This window comes from Nostoc sp. DSM 114167 (assembly GCF_052692655.1).
Genome location: NZ_CP195116.1, coordinates 6,691,300 through 6,708,882 on the forward strand (window position 1 = coordinate 6,691,300; position 17,583 = coordinate 6,708,882).

Below are 17,583 nucleotides of genomic sequence, written 5' to 3' on the forward strand. Positions count from 1 at the left end.
AAGTAATGACAACTCAGTTTTGGGAAAAAAGTAGAGAAATTAATGCAACTCTAACTAACTTACTATTTAAGCCTGTACACAGACGAATATTACTAGGTCTAAGCAAAGCGAGTCAACAGACATCGCCGTGGATTTTGAAAAAGCGTCTGCTGCCATTATTATGTCTGATATCATTCTTTCTAGTATTGCTACTAAACAGTTTTCCCCCTGCTGTTGCCCAACTACCTCCTCAACCTCGTCAAGAAATTCGGGGAGTGTGGCTAAGTGGTAACGATTTTAGCGTTTTTAGAAATCGTTCGCAGGTGCAAGCAGCCATGAGCCAACTGCGGCAGTTAAACTTTAATACTGTTTATCCCGTAGTTTGGAATGATGGTTATACACAATACCCCAGTGCGATCATGCAGAAAGAGGGGATACCCTTTTTCTTCAAGGGAATAGATGGACAAGATGTAATTGCAGACATTATTACTCAAGCGCGCAGACAAGGGTTACTAGCAATACCCTGGTTTGAATTTGGTTTTATGGTTCCTCTAACTTCGGAACTTGCATCGCAGCATCCAGATTGGCTAACACAAAAAGGGGATGGGACTCAAACTTCAATTAGTGCTGCGGGTGAAGTAGCCTGGTTGAATCCCTTTCACCCGGAAGTGCAAAATTTTATCAGGGAACTTGTCGTGGAAGTTATGGCTAAATACGATGCTGATGGCGTTCAATTTGACGACCATACGAGTTTACCTGTGGATTTTGGTTACGATAAGTACACGATAAGTCTATATACTCAAGAAACTGGCAATCCTCCACCACCCAATCCTCAAGCCCAAGCATGGATAAAATGGCGGGCAGATAAAATTACTGCCTTTATGGTAGACCTCTACCAAACCGTGAAAGCCAAAAAACCGAATGCTATTTTTTCAGTTGCTCCTAATTACTATAATTTTGCATATAAAATGCAACTGCAAGACTGGCTCAACTGGGTACGGTTTGGTATTGTCGATGAGTTAGTGATGCAGGTGTACCGTAATGATGTGGAAAGTTTTATCGCTCAAATTACCCGTCCCGAAATTTTAGAAACCCAACAAATTATTCCAACTGGTATCGGTATTATGGCGGGTTTACGAAATCGCCCAGTTGCTATCCCACAAATCCAATCCCAGGTAGAAGCAGTGCAACAACGCGGTTTAGGTATCGGCTTTTTCTACTACGAAAGCCTTTGGGATATTGCTCCTGAACCAGCAGAGCAACGCCAGTCGGCATTTGCGGCTCTTTTCCCAAATTCAGCGTTGCGCGATATCTCGCAAAATACACCCCGCCAGCCAACTTTTAACACCATAAGCTTACCTTTATATCCAAAACCTTCCCTTGGGCAACGTGTTCGCGGCTATTTTTTGGAAGTTGCGATCGCAAATGGTCAACCAAAACGTATTTTATTAGATACAGGGTCAGCAGGGCTAAGAGTTCCCAAAGAGTTTTTAGGTAATTCTCCCATCCAAAGAACAGGTCAAAATATCAAGGAAGTATTAAGTGATGGTACTATCCTGGAAGGAGAATTAGTTTATGCGAATGTCCGGTTTGGTTTGATTCCCACCGCCGAACCTGTTCCCGTACAGATTGTTAGTAGTCGCCAATGTAGCGCCGACAAACCTAAGTGTTCAGCAAACAGTGGTGTACCATTTTCGGGAATTATCGGTGTTAACTATTTTGAAAAATCACTTCCCTATAACCCGTTGAGAAAATTACCAGGCAATCTGAGTAACGGATTTATTATCGTTGGCAATGGTGGTAGTAATAATAATGGCAGTCTAATTCTCGGTTTAACTGCCGAAAATCAAGCAGGTTTCAAAATGGCTTCTTGGAGTCAACAACCCGAAATTAATGGTGTACCCGGTAAAAGATGGGACTCTCGACTGAATAAAGTTTGTTTAACTGTTGCTGGGAGTTCTGCGAAAAATTTGTGTAATAGCAGAGCGATCGCTGATACTGGAACTATTAATGGTTTAACTGAATTCAAGTCAGCTTCGACAGCAGGTAAACTCAAACCCGGAGTATTAGGGTCAGCAAATGCTGTAAAAGTAGGAATTAATGGCATTTTTGATTACAGTTTGACACCAGGAACCCGTGACGGATTTAATCGCTGGAATTTGAGTATCTCACCACAATCAGAACTGGCTATATTTGTAAATCCTGGAATTGCCTTGTTTGATAAATACGATGTACTCTTTGACCAAGTTAATGGTAAACAGGGTTTTCGTAGTCGGCGGTGAGAAGAAAGTAAAGACTTGCTTACTCAGATAGCGTTCAATTAACCCAGGATTTACACAAACATTACCGAAACCCAGATGTAGAGACGCGATTTATCGCGTCTTGAAAGACCAATTATTTACACCAATAACCTGTTAACCTAAGCGTATTGGCTTTTAGCACAGTAAAAGCCAATCACTAAGTAGAACGTTGAAATACTACCGAAAGATTATTAGCTGGCATTTGGTAAATCTGTTGCAATATCAGATTTTGTGCGCTGGCTACTGCTACAACATCATCCAAGTTACGCACACCCCACTCTGGGTTTTCAGTGCGTAAATATTTGTCAAAAGCTGCATTACTTGCAGCTGTATGTTCTCCGCCTTGTTTGAAGGGCCCATATAAATAGAGAATACCTCCTGCTTTTAAGATACGACCTGCCCCTGCCATTAACCCCAGACAGGCTGACCAAGGTGAAATGTGAATCATATTGATGTTGACGATGGCGACAATTGGCTTTAGATTTAGCCAATCAAATCCACTATTTTCCACACCCCAAACTGGTTCTCTTACATCTAGTTCAAGCGGTGCATAAACGTTATCACATACATTGTGTTCAGTCCATGAAATAATGCTGGCTCTTGATTGTGGATTTATATCGGTTGGGAGCCACAGATAATCTTTGAGCCTGGATGCAAAAAAGACTGCGTGTTCACCAGTACCACTTGCTATTTCTAAAATAGTGCCGCTCTTTGGCAACACTTGTAAAAGTACTTCTAGAATTGGTTCGCGGTTACGCTCGGTTGCTGGTGCGTATTTTCGTGCGTCTTCAGAAGGTTTCATGAATTTGGCTCTCTAGCTCAAAAAAAATTTTCTAGAGATTGGATCTTGTTTGAGGGATTGCATAAAATCTCTCAAAGTCATCATGCTGCCTGTTAAGGTGAACTTAGGAGTGCCATTTTGAGCAACGATTCTCACTTCATTGTCTTGAATCTGAATCTTATTTTTAATAATATCCCATAGAGCATCGAAGCTCTCATCATCCTTACAACCATTGGCTTCCAGGAATTTTTGGCGTACTTCTGTTTTTAGTGCCAGTGCTTCTGCTGCTTGAGTACGTGCCTCAAAGTGCTTAACTACATCTTCATAGGCACTTTCTCTCAGAGTTTTGTTTTCAGCCAGAACTTCTTCTAACTGAGTTTTGATGGCTTTCAGTTGGGATGCTAAAGCAGCTGATTTTTGGTATTCAACTTTTAAGGCTTGCTTTGCATTAACTAACAAGGTTTTATAATCTAGCCGATCTTGATTTTTTTCGGATTGCATTTTTATCTCTCGATCGACGCATTTTCGGGGATCAACTCTCGTCAGTTCTATAACAAAACTGGCGAGAGCTTAGTAAATATTGTCTGTGTTATCTGAGTTTCGGCTATTGCACCAATAATGGTGATTCAGAGTGAAGATTCTCTTGAATACTACTCAAACTAAAACTAATGTGGGAACGGATAGCTCGTTCATAAACACTAGTCTGCTGAGTGCGTACCCCTACAGCCTGATATATTAAGTTAACTTCCGGGAACTCAGACCAATACATCAAAAAAATGTCTTTAGCTGGAGTAATAATTTCATAATTATTCTCTTGTCTTTTCTTTCTAAGTTTACAATTATTTAGTTGTAATTTTTGTCTGAATAGTTTTTCAAATTCTAGAATTAAATCTGAAGTAGTTTTCATGGTTAATACACGTTAAAACGTGCTAATTCTGCAAAGACTATCTGTTGATATTACTAAGTATGACACTTCAGATACCTCTTATAACTTAGTGTATCAGTTATCGGGTATTTGAGAAGGGTATTCAGAGGCAGGGTCATTCCTTGGCGTACTCCCTGATGGAGTAGACTGTGCGATCGCTGTCACCTTTTAATATTTTTATGGTACAAAAATACTATTTGATAACTTACGTCAGTATAGCTAGTACAGTCGAAAGTTTGTCTACCTTTAACCAGTTGCTCAAAATAACTTGTCTGCCTATTGTCTGCCGAATTAAGATGGTAGCTGGATTTACACCAAGTTGTACTAGTTAGTAGAAACACCCTGTATAATTACACCACTAAATCATTTTTGGAGTCAAACTTTGCTAGGTATTGACTACCCAATACTGTTCGGTTCAGGCAAGAGACGCGATGAATCGCCGTCTCTACAATCTACCTACAGGCTACAGCCTGGGCCTTCAAGACCCTCTGCAAAACTGATTAATTCCAAGTACTCTGGATTTTCCACAAGCTTTTTAGCAGCTAGCAATCCGGCAATGCTCCAAGTTTGATAAATTCGGGCTTCTTTGCCAATTAAACGACCATTGTTGCCATCGTAGTATTCGGGGAATTTATCTCTAAATAAACGTTTTTCGGCAATAGCGATCGCTGCTTGAGCAAGTTCTGTTCGACCGGCTTTCAATGCCGCAGCGGTAAATAACCACAGTAAAACTGGCCAGTTACCGCCGTTGTGATAAGACCAAGCTCTGTTTTTAGAGTCACATCCTGTAACAATTCTCCACTCTAAACCTTCCATTGCGGGAAAGCAAATTTTAACAGGCATATAGCCGATTAAGTCTTGCCAACGTTGGGCGAATAAATTCATAATGCTTTGAGATTCTTTAACGCTAGCTAAGGAAGTTAAAATTGCCATCAGATTTCCCAAAGCAAAAAAGCGAAAATCTATCCGTCCCGGCCCCAAATTTCCCGCTAAATATCCTCCAGTTTCTGGCAACCACTCGGTCAACCAAGTAGGAATTGATTCTGAATTGATGTTGAATTTATTAACAATTTCTTTTCCAAATTCGTTATCTTTGTAACGATAAATTTCCCCCAATCGCTTTAGGTCTAGCCAATAATAGTTGCGGATATGATATTTCAAAGATCCCAATCGCCTATTGACTTTGCTAAGGTAGCTATCGCCATCCCCATCTGGTAAAAGCAATTCATTAGCAGCTCTCAAAGATGCGTAGAATAACACCTGAATTTCTAAAGGATGTTCGTAAACTCCCATGCGACGGTCAATCATAAACGCGCCATCGGGAACTAACATTGTTGGGTACATGGAAAACCGATGTACTAAGCAAAGATCCAAAATTAGTTTGATTCCGGCTTGAAAATCTGGCTGACGCGCTAGAGTTAAATCACCTGTAGCTTTTTCATAAGCTAGTAGCAGGAGAATCCACCACATACAAGAATCAATCGGGGGAACACGAGCGATCGCTTGCTCTACAAAATCAGCGACCAAAAATTCCTCATTCCCTTTAGAATGAACCTTGAAACTGGCAGGCATTAATCCCGCTCCCGGTTCAAAGCAGTCCATCTGCTTTTCATGACTTTGTAATTTCAGTGTTTCTACTAAGAAGTTACGCACAATCTCTGCTTTGCCATGCATGAGAAACACTAAGGCAGAAGGGACAAAATCGCGGAGGAAGCACTGGTCATAATTGAGTGCATCTGACTCCGGATCGTGAGCGGCTACAGTACCAATGGGTTTTCCTTGGTAATAAATTACAGAATTTTCCAATAATTCCCAGGCCTCTGCTTCCATCTGACTGTTCTTATCGATCGCGCTAGTCATAGGCGTTGAATTCCACTAATGGTATGTATCGGCTTAATTGTGGAAAGTACGCCAGCTTAACCTCAAGCTGACCAAGAAGGGGGAAAGGGGAAAGGGGCAGGGGAAAGGATACAAGCCCCTGTTTTTAACGTGAGTCTCCAACGAAGGCGCGCCTACGGGAAGGGCGAAAGAAAACTGCGTTTTCTTAGGAGTTAGACAGACCTCTCCCGGACAGCCTCCCTCACCTAAAAGGTGAGGGAGGAGTAACGAGAAAAGAAAAGTTTTTGCTCCCCTCTCCTCGTAGGAGAGGGGGTGGGGGAGAGGTCAAAATAGCACTCGTCGAACTCACGTTGTTTTTAAACATGGAGCATATGTAAAGATGTATTTCGAGATACGTAGTACGAGAAATGCTACGTCCTTACTTCAAGCCCCTAACTTTAGTTATGGGGTTCCCTTTTCCCTTTCCCCTTTAACCTTTTCCCTGCCCGAAGGGCGTTGACACGAATACCTTGGCTTGCATATTCCAAAGCTAAAGTTTTGGTGAGGTTTTCCATGCTGCCTTTGCTAATGGAATAACTGATATACATCGGTCGCCCAATAATTTCGTGAACGCTAGAAATATAAACGATCGCTCCCCGATGATTAACAGACAGGAGGTATTTAATAGTTTCACGGACGCAGAGATAAGCACCCCGGAGATTGACTGCAATTACTCGGTCAAAGTCTGCTGTGATAACTTTGTGGGATGGACTATAGCTGATGTTCTACCTGTAATTAAAACATTCTTTCCTTTTAAGCCTATCATATTTCTTGCCTAAGCTGCCTTTACTCAAATTTGCACTCAGTCAAACAATTTTGGATTTTAGATTATTCTTTGGTTATTTAAAGCTGTTAATGTCAACCCCTATTGGAGGTAATTTAAAGTTAAAAAATGGGTATTTGATAATTTTGAATTTCTGAAAACAATTCTCAAAAATGAGGCTACAGATTCAAGAGATGGAAAATTATACCAATTTAATTAATGATTGCAATACGTACTTGGGTAAAGACGCGACGCCAGTCGCTACAACTGGGAGGCAGCGCGGTCTTGGGGGTTCCCCCCATGAGCGACTGCCGTGGGAACCCCCGCAACGCGCTGGCTCATGAATCGCGTCTCTACAAATGGTCTATTTGTCGTATTCTTTTTTCAAATTGGTATTAACTTGAATCTGACACCTTTTAATTACGAATTGCTATTAATCTCTATCGCAAATTTGCTGGCACTTGTTCAGGGACTACCCAATAGTAAACAGTTTTGCCCTCTACATTAAGAGTCTGGTCTGGTTTCCAATCGCCCATATCGAAGGCGTGGGAAACAATGCGAGTCCCAGGTTTAAGTTCTTTCAACAGCTTGGGACGGAGTTTGGCGTTGATCTCTGGCAGTAAATAAAGTGTAACTACTGTTGCTTGACTCAAATCTGTGTTGAACAAATCTTGTTGGACAAACTTAACGCGATCGGTTACTCCTGCCTTTTGGGCATTCGCATTAGCTTCTTTGATGCGATCGGGGTCAATATCTATACCGATGCCGCGCGTACCAAACTTTTGTGCCGCAGTATTGACAATTCTTCCATCACCACTACCAAGATCGTAAAGCACATCATTTTTACCCACTTTTGCCACTTGTAACATTGCATCTACCACTGGCTGTGGTGTAGGTACATAAGGAACATCTCCAGGACGTTCTTGGACTTGAGTTGTGGGAGTTGTCGCCGCTGGTGTTTCGGTTTCGGTCTGACCTGTTAAAGTAGAAGGTTGTTGTGTTCCGGCTTCCAAATCTTGTTGTTGCGGCGTACACCCAGCAATTCCTAAACTGGTAATACTAACGCTTGTAACCAGTAAAAACAGAATTTTTTTGAAGTCCATGAATTTTCTCCTTTGTTAATAGTTATTGAATATTGGGTATGGAGGCATTGGCCAAACAGGGCGTTAGGAGTGCTGTTAGCGTCAACGGGGCGTTTAGCCCGTGCGGAGTTAGGAGTTAAAAGTAGAGACGCGATTAATCGCGTCTGTACAAGAGTTAGGAGTTTTGTTTACCCTCCTTGTCCCTCTATCTCCCTCATCTCCCGGTTGGTGAGCGCAGTCGAACCACATCTCCTGCTCCCCTGCTCCCCTGCTTCCCCTGCTCACTCGTCTCACGTCCTACGTTGACGGTAGTTATTCCAGAACAACAGAGGAATACCTGCTGCCACGACTAAAACACCTGCGATCGCTCCTACACCTGTATAAACCAAGCTGGAGTACAGCAAGTAAGCGCAGACGGCGCAAAACAGTAATGGAGTGAAAGGATAAAATGGCACACGAAAAGGGCGAACTATGTGGGGTTCGCGGATGCGCAATACCAGCAGTGATACGCCGGAAAGCAAAAAGAAAAACCAAAAAATCGGGGCAGTGTAATCCACCATTGTTTCAAAGCCTTTGCGGGTGAGCGTGCCTAAAAAAACCAGTGCTAAGGCGATCGCTGCTTGCAAGAATAAGGCATAGGTAGGACTGCTTGGACGTTGTTGCCAGCGTCCCATAAAACTAAATAGCGAAAAATCCTGTCCCAGTGCGTAATTGGTACGCGCTCCAGTAAAGATTGTGGCGTTGGTTGCTCCCAAAGTCGCGATCGCAATCAGCACACTGATAAACAAAGCTCCCGGTGCGCCCCAAAGAGAGCGCATTAAATCTGCGGCTACTGCTTCTGACTGTGCCATATTTGGTAATCCCAGTCCCCGTAGATAAGCCAGATTGATTAGCAGATAAATGGCAGTGATTATCCCAATACTCCACATTAGCGATCGCACGATATTACGTCGTCCATCTTGAATTTCTGCACAGATGTAAGCCGCCTCATTCCAACCACCATAAGATAGCAACACAAACACCATCGCTAGTCCCCAGGTTCCTGATGATGCAGATTCTACAGGAGTGGCAGAATTAGGAATGGCGGTAAGCCCAATAATGACTACCAGCAACAAACCTAGAACTTTCGCAGCACTCAGCAAGTTTTGTGTCCACTTACCCTGTTGCAAACCGACAATGTTCAAAGCAGTTAAAAATGCGATCGCTATGGCTGCATATATAGAAGACGAAAACGTGCCTAGCCGCCATATCTGAGAAATATAATCACCAAAAACAAATGCCAAAAGAGCAATGGAACCAGTTTGAATCACTGTCATCCGCGCCCACGCAAATAAAAAGGCGACTCTTTGCCCGAATGCACGTTTCAAATAATAGTAGGCACCACCAACGTCAGGATAGACAGTGGCCAATTCTGCATAGCATAGCGCTCCTACTAGAGACACTACACCACCCATTAGCCAAAAAAGCAGTACAGCAATATCGCTACCTGCTTGACTGGCTACTAGAGCCGGAGTTTCAAAAATCCCCGCTCCGATGACAATACCGACAATTAGAGCCACTGCGTCTAATAATGTCAGGGATGGTTTGGGTGTTGCTAGTTCAGTTGATGTTGTTTGATCGAGCAAATTGTAGTTTTTACGTCTACTCACATTATTTCCTTATTAGTGTTGAGTTGGGACTTTTGGCTTTGTTTTACAGTCTTTGTTCAACAGAGGAATCATCTATGTACTCCAGATTTGGGAACTCACGATTCAATAAGACCTTAAATCACTGTTTTAGCTGTACTTCTATGGTTAACAATAAATGTGACGAGAAAGTGACAGTCACCAGTGATACAGCATATTGCAAGTTATATTCATCTGGTAATATTCAGATTAACCTCCCTGCGTAGCTTGCCGCCGTAGGCATCGCTCTAAATTCTCTTGCTAGACAACATCATTTTGCAAATAGGGTAAAAAATCTGAATTGGTAAAACGTCTTCCACTAGTGAGATTTATACCCATCTAAAGAATGATTGACTAATAAGGGGTAATCGTGCTTTGTTTGATTAAAAAGCTGGTACTGCTATACGTAATTTTTATACCGCACAAGTTTCATTGATTGAAAATTGATACTTTATTTACGCCCTGCTGTACTCAAGACAGCGATCGCTCCATAGTTTCGCTTAAGTATGGATGCACATATGTGCGTTGTTAATTAATTAATAATATATCGGCTTCTTATCCCTAATTCTTTAGTATCTGCTACTGGGAAAAAGTAAAATGTCTATTATTTCACCTACTACCAAACCCAATACAGCTAGGACAGTTATAATCCAAAATGAATCTAGTTTATTGTAGCCAGAAAAGCGCATTTCTAAATCAGCTAAAAGCGTAGTGGCTAAGGGTATCATAAAGAGCCTTAATAATATCGACCAAGTTGCTACTAAAGCAATTGATATACTTAAAAACAAGATAACAACTAAAGTTTTCGAGCCAAACTCGACTAAACGCTCTAACCAAGAAAAACTTTTTCTGGCTACAGCTATAACCATAGCAACAACAAAAGCTCCTACTAACCAAATAATATGATTAGCAGCAAGATACCATCCCAGAAGAATGTAAGCCAATAAGAGGAATATTAAAGGCATTAAAGGAATCCTGTTAAAAAATTCCATATTTATACTGCCAAGGCTTAGAAAAATACCAGGTTAATCCCTTAATTCTATTCAAAAAATGTTACTACTAAAATTTGTAAATATACCAGCTTTGCTCAGGATATTTCTCTATCTATAGAGCCAATTGAAACAGATACTCTTTCGTCATGACAATAGACTTAGCTTGTGTAGCGTACCAATCCGACTTTCAAAAACCTTGTTAACTAAGTAGTGTCTGTAATTATACTAAAGTTTTGGTATTATAAATAACTTAAAAAAATTATTAACTCGCGATCTAGATCACTGCTAAAAGCTCAAGATACTTCCCACAATAGATTGGGGCAAAGTCTAATTCTGTAGCTAATTTGCATATCCCAAACTTGTCTGTATATTTAAACATTGGTATTGATTTGATGAGAGAAGTTATCCCAGAAGAAAAGACATATTTAGAGCTTTCCGAAGCTAGTGGAAGCTCTCACAAGTTTTATGAAGTGATAGTTCAAGATAACCAATTAACTATACGTTACGGTCGTATTGGCGACTGTGGGCAAACTCAAACAAAAGCTTATCCAACTTTTGAGAAAGCGAAAGCAGAGGCTAGTAAAAAAATTAAAGAAAAGCTCAAAAAAGGTTACGAGGTAGCTGTTATGGGTGTTCGCCAAAAGCGTCCTGTGACACGCCGCCAAGTCAGCAGCACTATTTCCACCGCAAAACAAGCTCCGATTATTTGGAAGTTTGCTTCATCTTCAGCTGCTTTTGGAATTTTCATTGATGCCAAACGTTGCTGGGTTGGAAATCAAGCAGGTCAAGTTTTTGCTTTGAATCATCAAGGTCAAGCGATCAATCGGTTTAAGCTTCCTGATGGCGTTAAATGTTTAGTTGCCGATGATATTTGGATTTATGCTGGTTGCGATGACGGCAATGTTTACGACCTGACCGGCAAGCTACCGCGTCTAAGCTATAAAATTGATGAAAATGTAGATATTTTTTGGTTAGATATCAAAGATGGATTGTTAGCCGTCTCTGATGCTAATGGTGGCGTAACGACAATCGATCATGATGATGAATCACAGTGGACTCGTCTAAGTCAAGGTGATTCCGGCTGGATGGTACGTTGTGACCAATCAGGGATTTATCACGGTCATAGCAAAGGCGTGACTATGTACGATCGCCTTGAAGGTCGGATGTTATGGCATCAAAAAACTCAAGGCAGCGTACTGTTTGGTTGGCAAGAGGCATCAACAGTCTATGCCGGAACAAGCGACCATAAAGTTTACTGCTTTAATAAAAATGGGGAAGTTGGCCCCGTTTTCAAATGTGATGCGTCAGTTTACTCTTGTGCTACCGCACTTAACGGCAAGTATGTGTTTGCCGGAGATAGTAGTTCTTCCATTTACTGCTTTGATGGGCTAGGAAATCGTCTTTGGAAGCTTTCTACAGGGTGTGGCTCGGCTTTATCTATGCAGTTTTTCAACAACCATATTTATATTGTTACAACAGATGGTTATTTGGCTTGCATTGATGCTAGTGAAACTGCGATTGGCTCTGCTCAAACAGGCACAGTTCCCGAAGCTGTAGTAATTAAAGCACCATTAGGTGAAGGAGCAGCACCCTCATCTGTTCTAGAAACTACTACAAATACAAGCTCTGGGGTTATTGTTGAATGCTTTCGAGAAGGAAGTAAATTGAGAGTTCGTGTTGTTTCTGAGGGTTACAACCACAACTGGAAAGTGCAGTTTCCCAAAGATATTCGTATTGAAGGTGCGCGTTACCTTGTTCAAGAAATACGTGAATCAGCCAGTGGCGGATTCTACCGTGCTTATGGTGATATTCAAAAATTAGTTTAACTAGTGGTACGCCAAGGCAACTTGGCTCTTTTAAGGGGAAGGTGGGGCCCCAAGAAGGGGATAAGGGGAAGGGGGAAGGGGGAAAGGGTTTAAATCCCTTACCATGAATTCCCTTTAACCTTTATCCAATCTCCACCTCAGATTTTTGGGTTGGCAGACTACTAGATAAAGCCTGAGCTTCAGCGCTAAAACCCTCGATATTTGAGACGATCGCAATCTCAAAAAGCGCCGACACTAAAGCATTCAGTCCCAGATTAAACCGTAAAGACTGCGATCGCCCTTGAGCAAATTGAAACTAAGAATGAAAAATAGCACAACGCCCCATGCTCAATTACAAAATTATCTTTGAGATTGTCAAATCGCAGCAAAGGTATAATAAACCTTTGCTGCGATTTTAACCTTAATTGCGTGTAGCTTCCAGTAAGCGAGAAAAATAGAAGCGAGTTTTCGTCATTGCCCGTCGTTGCAAAGAAAAGCCATTGCTTTCTAAGATTTTCACCACATCAGCCTCACGATGTAAATAAGCACGAGTGGCTTTACTTGGCCCAGGAAAGAAACTGCCAATTTTCTTGAGTATACTCAGGGCGCAGGTCTTCGGCGCAAAACTGAGAATTATCCGCGACTGTGCCAAAGAACAGAGGTGAGATATCATCTCATCGGCTTTTTCTTGAGGGTAATGGATGAGAACATCTAAGCAAATAACGGTATGGTAGCTACCACTCAACGATTCTAAATCCTGCACGGCAAAAGTCGGATTTTCGTTATTTCCCAAAGTTTGCTTTGCTCTATCTCTGCCTTCTTCTACCATTTTTTCCGAAATATCGGTGGCATAGACTTTAGCACCATCTACAGCCAGGGGAATGCTGAGACTACCGACACCACACCCAGCATCACAGATTGATAGCTCTGGTAAATTGTTATCAGCCTTCAGCCAACCGAGAACTGTATCCACAGTTTGCTGGTGTCCATTGCGGATGTCTAATTGGACGTTGTTGACTTCGCCATCGCCGTAGATTCGCTTCCAACGGTCAAACCCTGTGGAATTGAAATACTCGCGAACAATCGTTTTGTCGTCGGCTGCATTCATAAACTTCGATTTTTAGGGGTTCCCAATGCTTAAAATTATCATTGATAGGAACCCATAAGAGCGGTCTTCCAGATTTTTCCAGATGATAGTTGCCCCCTGAATCCAGCAAGCTTCAAATTGCTTGACGCTTAATAAATATTACTATTATGGTTTTTTTGGCATATTCTAAGACCCTGTGAATTTGGGGTGGTGTTGGGCTAAAAAAGAAACATGAAAATTATTAAACCGATCACCAATTGGTTAGAAACCCGCGCTTGTGCCCCTGCATACGGCGGTTGGGTACTAGCTGCAACGGCTATTTGTTTTTTTGGCGCAGGTATCAATACGATGGCTGGTTGGCTTTACGCCATTAGCGGCATTAGTTTTGCTCTTTTGGGTGTAGCAGCCATCTTACCGCCGCGATCGCTCACAGGTCTATCCATCACCCGCCGTCCCATCCAACCAGTATCAGCAGGCGACGAGCTGACGGTGGAATTAGAAATCTGCAATCAAACACAGCAGCCTGTAAGTTTATTGCAAGTTGAAGATATACTGCCCTTCGTCTTAGGGAAACCAGTACAAAAGGCAATCGAAACAATTCCTCGCCAAGGTAGTTACCGTTGGGTATATTACCACCCGACTGTGCGTCGGGGTGTTTATCGCTGGCACACAGTTGAACTTGCTTCTGGTGCGCCTTTGGGATTGTTTTGGTGTCGCCGTCAGCGTGATTGTGGTGCCACAGCGATCGTTTATCCCACAGTGTTACCCTTGGCTACCTGCCCCCTAGTAGATGAAATGGGACAAGAAGAGAGCAAAAGGGGCGATCCTCGTGGTAAACCCTTGCAAACAGCGACAACGGGGCTAGTGCGATCGCTCCGTCCCTACCGTCTAGGAGATCCCACTCGCTTGATTCACTGGCGAACTAGTGCCCGTTATGGGGAATTAAGGGTGCGGGAGTTAGAAATGGTGACAGGTGGACAAGAAATAGTGATTGCCCTCGATAGTGCTAGCAATTGGGAAGAAGAAAACTTTGAACAAGCAGTAATTGCCGCAGCATCTCTGTACTTTTATGCACAGCAACAAGAATTACAAGTGCAACTGTGGACAGCATCAACAAATTTAATCAAAGGCGATCGCTTTGTTCTAGAAACCTTAGCAGCAACCAGAGCCTTAGAAGATGCCAGTTCAGTTGTTCCTAAAAGCTATCCTTTGATTTGGCTGACTCAAAACCCCCTGAGCCTTGCTACTCTTCCTCAAGGTAGTCGCTGGGTTTTATGGCCAAATATTTCCTCACCAGCAGAACAAGAGGTAATTAATTGGGAACACCCTGGTATAGTTTTGCAAAGCGATGTCTCCGACGGGCTACGCCTACGCCCACTGCAACCCCAGCTACAAAAAACATTACATTCATAAATCAATTCAAATTTTATAATTTCAAAGACTGCTGACAAGTTCAACTTCTGCGATTTCTGAGATTTTCTCCGATCCCAGGACAGCAGATATATCAGCCTTTGAGCAAATGTAAAACAATTTGAGGGGAAAAGGTTGGGGAAATACACCCAGTAATCCCTTAGTAAGGCTGAGGTACAATGCAAAGAAATATTTAAATTATGAACGACATGATCGCATCAGAACATAACACAAAATCCAGCGATAAAAGCCTAGAGGCAATGCGGCATTTTTCCGAACAATACGCCAAGCGTACTGGAACATACTTCTGTTCTGAACCTTCTGTCACCGCAGTTGTGATTGAAGGATTAGCCAAACATAAAGACGACCTGGGTGCGCCTTTATGTCCTTGTCGCCATTACGAAGATAAAGAAGCTGAAATTCACGCCACATATTGGAACTGTCCTTGTGTGCCAATGAGAGAACGCAAAGAGTGCCATTGTATGTTATTCCTCACCCCTGACAACGAGTTTGCTGGAGATAAACAAGAAATCTCTCTGGAAACAATCAAAGAAGTACGAGACAGCATGGGATGAGCGAAATCATCCCCCAAGAGTTTTGGCAAGGCGTAGAACAGTTCAATTCTGGACAGTTCTACGCTTGTCATGACACTTTAGAGGCTTTGTGGATTGAAGCTAGCGAACCGGAAAAAAGCTTTTATCAAGGAATTCTCCAAATTGCTGTGGCACTGTATCATTTGGAAAATCGGAACTGGCGAGGTGCTGTAATTCTATTGGGAGAAGGCAGCAATCGCCTACGCCGTTACCCATCTAGTTACAGCGGCGTTGACGTAGATGAGCTATTGAGTCAGAGCGCAGTGTTATTGACGACATTACAACAAATAGGGCAAGACTTGATTGCTGCTGGTAATCTGGGCGAAAATCAAGTCTTATCTTTGCCTAAAATTGTGCTAACGGCTGATTAGACATAGGAGTGAAATTAATTATGCGTTACCCGAAATCCTTGGTAGGCAAAATTTATCTAGCCGAGGGTTTCCCGTACTACTACGTGGAAGCAAGCTACGCGTAGCGTCTTTGTTAAAAGAAGATTATTGTGCCTACGTCATTTTCATTCAGATGTCAATTACCTGAAACCTTGAGGTTGGAGGTAGCGTCACTATTTCAGCCAGTAGTTATCAGAAATCACTCCAGATTGTATATTTCATAATCTGGATAAAGTACTTGAGATAATTAGAATGCAATGAAATCCTAAATCCCCAATTGCTATGATGCCCTGCTATCAATTGCCCTTATCCCAGATACGTCGCTTTGGATTAGCTTTAATGCTACCAGCTATATTTTTGGGCGCTTTTGCCTTCCCTACCCAAGTGCAAACTGCTACTGCACAAACATCTCAGGCAAATCGCCCCCTGACTATCCGCGCTGATGTACAAGAATATGACGCGAAAAATCAAGTAATCACCGCTCGCGGGAATGTGCAAATGTTGTATCCGGCTCGCCAACTTCAGGCAACAGCTGCCCAAGCACAGTATTTTAGTAAAGAACGCCGAATTGATTTCAGTGGCAATGTCTATATTTTGCAACAGGGCGGTAACAGTATCCGAGCAGAAAAAGTAACCTATTTAATTGATGAAGGGCGATTTGTTGCTTTACCCCAATCCAACCGTCAGGTAGAGTCGATCTACATGGTGCAGGAATCAGATAATAATGGACAAACTGCGACACCTGCCCCAAAAACGCCACCTTTGAAGCCTTCTAATTAGCATTTATCACCAAGAAAGGGTGCTTCCAGCGTGAAAATTGTTTTAGAGAATATTCACAAATCTTACGGCAAGCGAGTAATTGTCAATCGTGTCAATCTTTCTGTTGCTCAGGGGGAAATCGTTGGTTTACTAGGCCCCAATGGGGCTGGTAAAACGACGACTTTTTACATTGCGACAGGTTTAGAAAAACCCAATCAAGGAAAAGTTTGGCTGGGTAATGTAGACGTGACGGGAATGCCAATGCATCAAAGGGCAAAACTGGGTATTGGTTATCTAGCACAAGAAGCAAGTGTTTTTCGCCAACTCTCGGTAGAGGATAATATTCTGTTAGTGCTAGAACAAACTCATGTGCCACGATGGGAGTGGGCAAGGCGACTCAGAACTTTACTGCGGGAGTTTCGGTTGGAAAAATTAGCTAGGAGTAAAGGAATTCAACTTTCTGGTGGTGAGCGACGGCGGACGGAATTAGCAAGGTCTTTAGCTGCTGGACAAGAAGGGCCAAAATTTTTACTTTTGGATGAACCATTTGCCGGAGTCGATCCGATCGCAGTCTCAGAAATTCAGCAAATCGTCGCACAACTGCGCGATCGCGGTATGGGAATCTTAATTACAGATCATAATGTCCGCGAAACCCTCGCGATCACCGATCGCGCCTACATCATGCGTGAGGGACAAATTCTCGCTTTTGGCGCTGCTGACGAACTCTACAGCAATCCTCTCGTGCGGCAATATTATTTGGGGGATAATTTTCAAGTCTAAATTAACAATTATTTAGTTAATAATTTTAAAAGATATTTTGATTTTTGATTCTTCAGCATGAATTTATGAATTCATTTTAGTTCTGCTTTCTGTGCTATTGAGAATTAAACTTTGATACTGAATAAATTAGATACAGTAGTTTGCAATTAAGTGAGGTAGAGAGCCTAAACTTCAAGACCAGATATAGGACTAGTATTTGATTTTTGAAATTACTCGTAGAGGCAGGGAACAGGCAATAGGCAATAGGCAATAGTGAAGAAGAGGATTATAAGTGTACGGATTTTTTTCAGAAATCAAACCGGATTCCTATATAAAGGCTATTTTTCTTCTGCCTCCTGCCTCCTGTCTGCTGCTGTATACTTTGCTTTGCCAGGGTTGCTAATATCTAAATTTTCA

General features: G+C 42.2%; 15 protein-coding genes and 1 pseudogene. 7 read left to right on the top strand and 9 right to left on the bottom strand.

What is annotated here, in order from left to right; all coding sequences use genetic code 11:
* Positions 1–5 precede the first annotated feature (5 nt).
* Positions 6–2,261 carry a glycoside hydrolase family 10 protein gene (locus tag NSTC731_RS28190; RefSeq protein ID WP_445627843.1) on the top strand — a complete coding sequence of 752 codons (2,256 nt, stop codon included), beginning with the start codon at positions 6–8 and terminating at the stop codon, positions 2,259–2,261.
* 175 nt (positions 2,262–2,436) lie between these two features.
* Here the strand turns inward: NSTC731_RS28190 and NSTC731_RS28195 are convergent, their stop codons facing one another.
* The 8 genes and pseudogenes from NSTC731_RS28195 to NSTC731_RS28230 all read right to left on the bottom strand — a co-directional run bounded on the left by NSTC731_RS28195 (position 2,437) and on the right by NSTC731_RS28230 (position 10,364).
* Positions 2,437–3,081 (bottom strand): DUF938 domain-containing protein, encoded by a 645-nt coding sequence (locus tag NSTC731_RS28195; protein ID WP_445627844.1) that lies wholly within the window; start codon positions 3,079–3,081, stop codon positions 2,437–2,439.
* A 12-nt stretch (positions 3,082–3,093) separates the two neighbouring features.
* Positions 3,094–3,561: a hypothetical protein gene (locus NSTC731_RS28200; protein ID WP_445627845.1), complete on the bottom strand. Its 468-nt coding sequence runs from the start codon at positions 3,559–3,561 to the stop codon at positions 3,094–3,096.
* A gap of 103 nt (positions 3,562–3,664) precedes the next feature.
* Complete coding sequence (locus NSTC731_RS28205) at positions 3,665–3,967, bottom strand: hypothetical protein (protein WP_445627846.1); 303 nt, start codon at positions 3,965–3,967, stop codon at positions 3,665–3,667.
* A gap of 474 nt (positions 3,968–4,441) precedes the next feature.
* The gene (locus NSTC731_RS28210) at positions 4,442–5,845 is read right to left on the bottom strand and encodes a glycoside hydrolase 100 family protein (RefSeq protein ID WP_445627847.1); all 1,404 of its coding nucleotides are present in this window, start codon (positions 5,843–5,845) and stop codon (positions 4,442–4,444) included.
* A 458-nt stretch (positions 5,846–6,303) separates the two neighbouring features.
* Positions 6,304–6,573 (bottom strand): annotated as a pseudogene (locus tag NSTC731_RS28215) (SDR family oxidoreductase); the annotation flags it as partial.
* A 493-nt stretch (positions 6,574–7,066) separates the two neighbouring features.
* Positions 7,067–7,729, bottom strand: coding sequence for a class I SAM-dependent methyltransferase (locus tag NSTC731_RS28220; RefSeq protein WP_445627848.1), 663 nt, complete (start codon positions 7,727–7,729; stop codon positions 7,067–7,069).
* A 269-nt stretch (positions 7,730–7,998) separates the two neighbouring features.
* Entirely contained in the window at positions 7,999–9,357 is a 1,359-nt protein-coding gene (locus NSTC731_RS28225) for an APC family permease (RefSeq protein WP_445627849.1), read from the bottom strand.
* Between the two features lie 584 nt (positions 9,358–9,941).
* Positions 9,942–10,364, bottom strand: coding sequence for a hypothetical protein (locus NSTC731_RS28230; protein WP_445627850.1), 423 nt, complete (start codon positions 10,362–10,364; stop codon positions 9,942–9,944).
* 404 nt (positions 10,365–10,768) lie between these two features.
* Between NSTC731_RS28230 and NSTC731_RS28235 the strand changes: the two genes are divergently transcribed.
* The gene (locus tag NSTC731_RS28235) at positions 10,769–12,190 is read left to right on the top strand and encodes a WGR domain-containing protein (RefSeq protein ID WP_445632183.1); all 1,422 of its coding nucleotides are present in this window, start codon (positions 10,769–10,771) and stop codon (positions 12,188–12,190) included.
* 400 nt (positions 12,191–12,590) lie between these two features.
* On the opposite strand, the gene bchM is transcribed toward NSTC731_RS28235, so the two are convergent.
* The gene (gene bchM / locus NSTC731_RS28240; protein WP_322710586.1) at positions 12,591–13,277 is read right to left on the bottom strand and encodes a magnesium protoporphyrin IX methyltransferase; all 687 of its coding nucleotides are present in this window, start codon (positions 13,275–13,277) and stop codon (positions 12,591–12,593) included.
* Positions 13,278–13,487: 210 nt separating this feature from the next.
* Between bchM and NSTC731_RS28245 the strand changes: the two genes are divergently transcribed.
* The 5 genes from NSTC731_RS28245 (at position 13,488) to lptB (ending at position 17,187) form a co-directional block, all read left to right on the top strand.
* The gene (locus NSTC731_RS28245) at positions 13,488–14,669 is read left to right on the top strand and encodes a DUF58 domain-containing protein (protein ID WP_445627851.1); all 1,182 of its coding nucleotides are present in this window, start codon (positions 13,488–13,490) and stop codon (positions 14,667–14,669) included.
* A gap of 206 nt (positions 14,670–14,875) precedes the next feature.
* Positions 14,876–15,241, top strand: a complete 366-nt coding sequence (locus tag NSTC731_RS28250) for a ferredoxin thioredoxin reductase catalytic beta subunit (protein ID WP_099100573.1) — start codon at positions 14,876–14,878, stop codon at positions 15,239–15,241.
* Complete coding sequence (locus NSTC731_RS28255) at positions 15,238–15,630, top strand: DUF309 domain-containing protein (protein WP_445627852.1); 393 nt, start codon at positions 15,238–15,240, stop codon at positions 15,628–15,630. The genes NSTC731_RS28250 and NSTC731_RS28255 overlap by 4 nt, the downstream gene beginning before the upstream one ends.
* Before the next feature lie 300 nt (positions 15,631–15,930).
* Positions 15,931–16,428, top strand: a complete 498-nt coding sequence (locus NSTC731_RS28260; RefSeq protein ID WP_445627853.1) for an LptA/OstA family protein — start codon at positions 15,931–15,933, stop codon at positions 16,426–16,428.
* 30 nt (positions 16,429–16,458) lie between these two features.
* Positions 16,459–17,187, top strand: a complete 729-nt coding sequence (gene lptB / locus NSTC731_RS28265) for an LPS export ABC transporter ATP-binding protein (protein WP_445627854.1) — start codon at positions 16,459–16,461, stop codon at positions 17,185–17,187.
* The last annotated feature ends 396 nt before the right edge of the window (positions 17,188–17,583 follow it).

Excerpts from the sequence above, each read along its gene's own strand:
- NSTC731_RS28190 (WP_445627843.1), top strand. The coding sequence starts at position 6 with ATGACAACTCAGTTTTGGGAAAAAAGTAGAGAAATTAATGCAACTCTA.
- NSTC731_RS28195 (WP_445627844.1), bottom strand. The coding sequence starts at position 3,081 with ATGAAACCTTCTGAAGACGCACGAAAATACGCACCAGCAACCGAGCGT.
- NSTC731_RS28200 (WP_445627845.1), bottom strand. The coding sequence starts at position 3,561 with ATGCAATCCGAAAAAAATCAAGATCGGCTAGATTATAAAACCTTGTTA.
- NSTC731_RS28205 (WP_445627846.1), bottom strand. The coding sequence starts at position 3,967 with ATGAAAACTACTTCAGATTTAATTCTAGAATTTGAAAAACTATTCAGA.
- NSTC731_RS28210 (WP_445627847.1), bottom strand. The coding sequence starts at position 5,845 with ATGACTAGCGCGATCGATAAGAACAGTCAGATGGAAGCAGAGGCCTGG.
- NSTC731_RS28220 (WP_445627848.1), bottom strand. The coding sequence starts at position 7,729 with ATGGACTTCAAAAAAATTCTGTTTTTACTGGTTACAAGCGTTAGTATT.
- NSTC731_RS28230 (WP_445627850.1), bottom strand. The coding sequence starts at position 10,364 with ATGGAATTTTTTAACAGGATTCCTTTAATGCCTTTAATATTCCTCTTA.
- bchM (WP_322710586.1), bottom strand. The coding sequence starts at position 13,277 with ATGAATGCAGCCGACGACAAAACGATTGTTCGCGAGTATTTCAATTCC.
- NSTC731_RS28245 (WP_445627851.1), top strand. The coding sequence starts at position 13,488 with ATGAAAATTATTAAACCGATCACCAATTGGTTAGAAACCCGCGCTTGT.
- NSTC731_RS28250 (WP_099100573.1), top strand. The coding sequence starts at position 14,876 with ATGATCGCATCAGAACATAACACAAAATCCAGCGATAAAAGCCTAGAG.
- NSTC731_RS28255 (WP_445627852.1), top strand. The coding sequence starts at position 15,238 with ATGAGCGAAATCATCCCCCAAGAGTTTTGGCAAGGCGTAGAACAGTTC.
- NSTC731_RS28260 (WP_445627853.1), top strand. The coding sequence starts at position 15,931 with ATGATGCCCTGCTATCAATTGCCCTTATCCCAGATACGTCGCTTTGGA.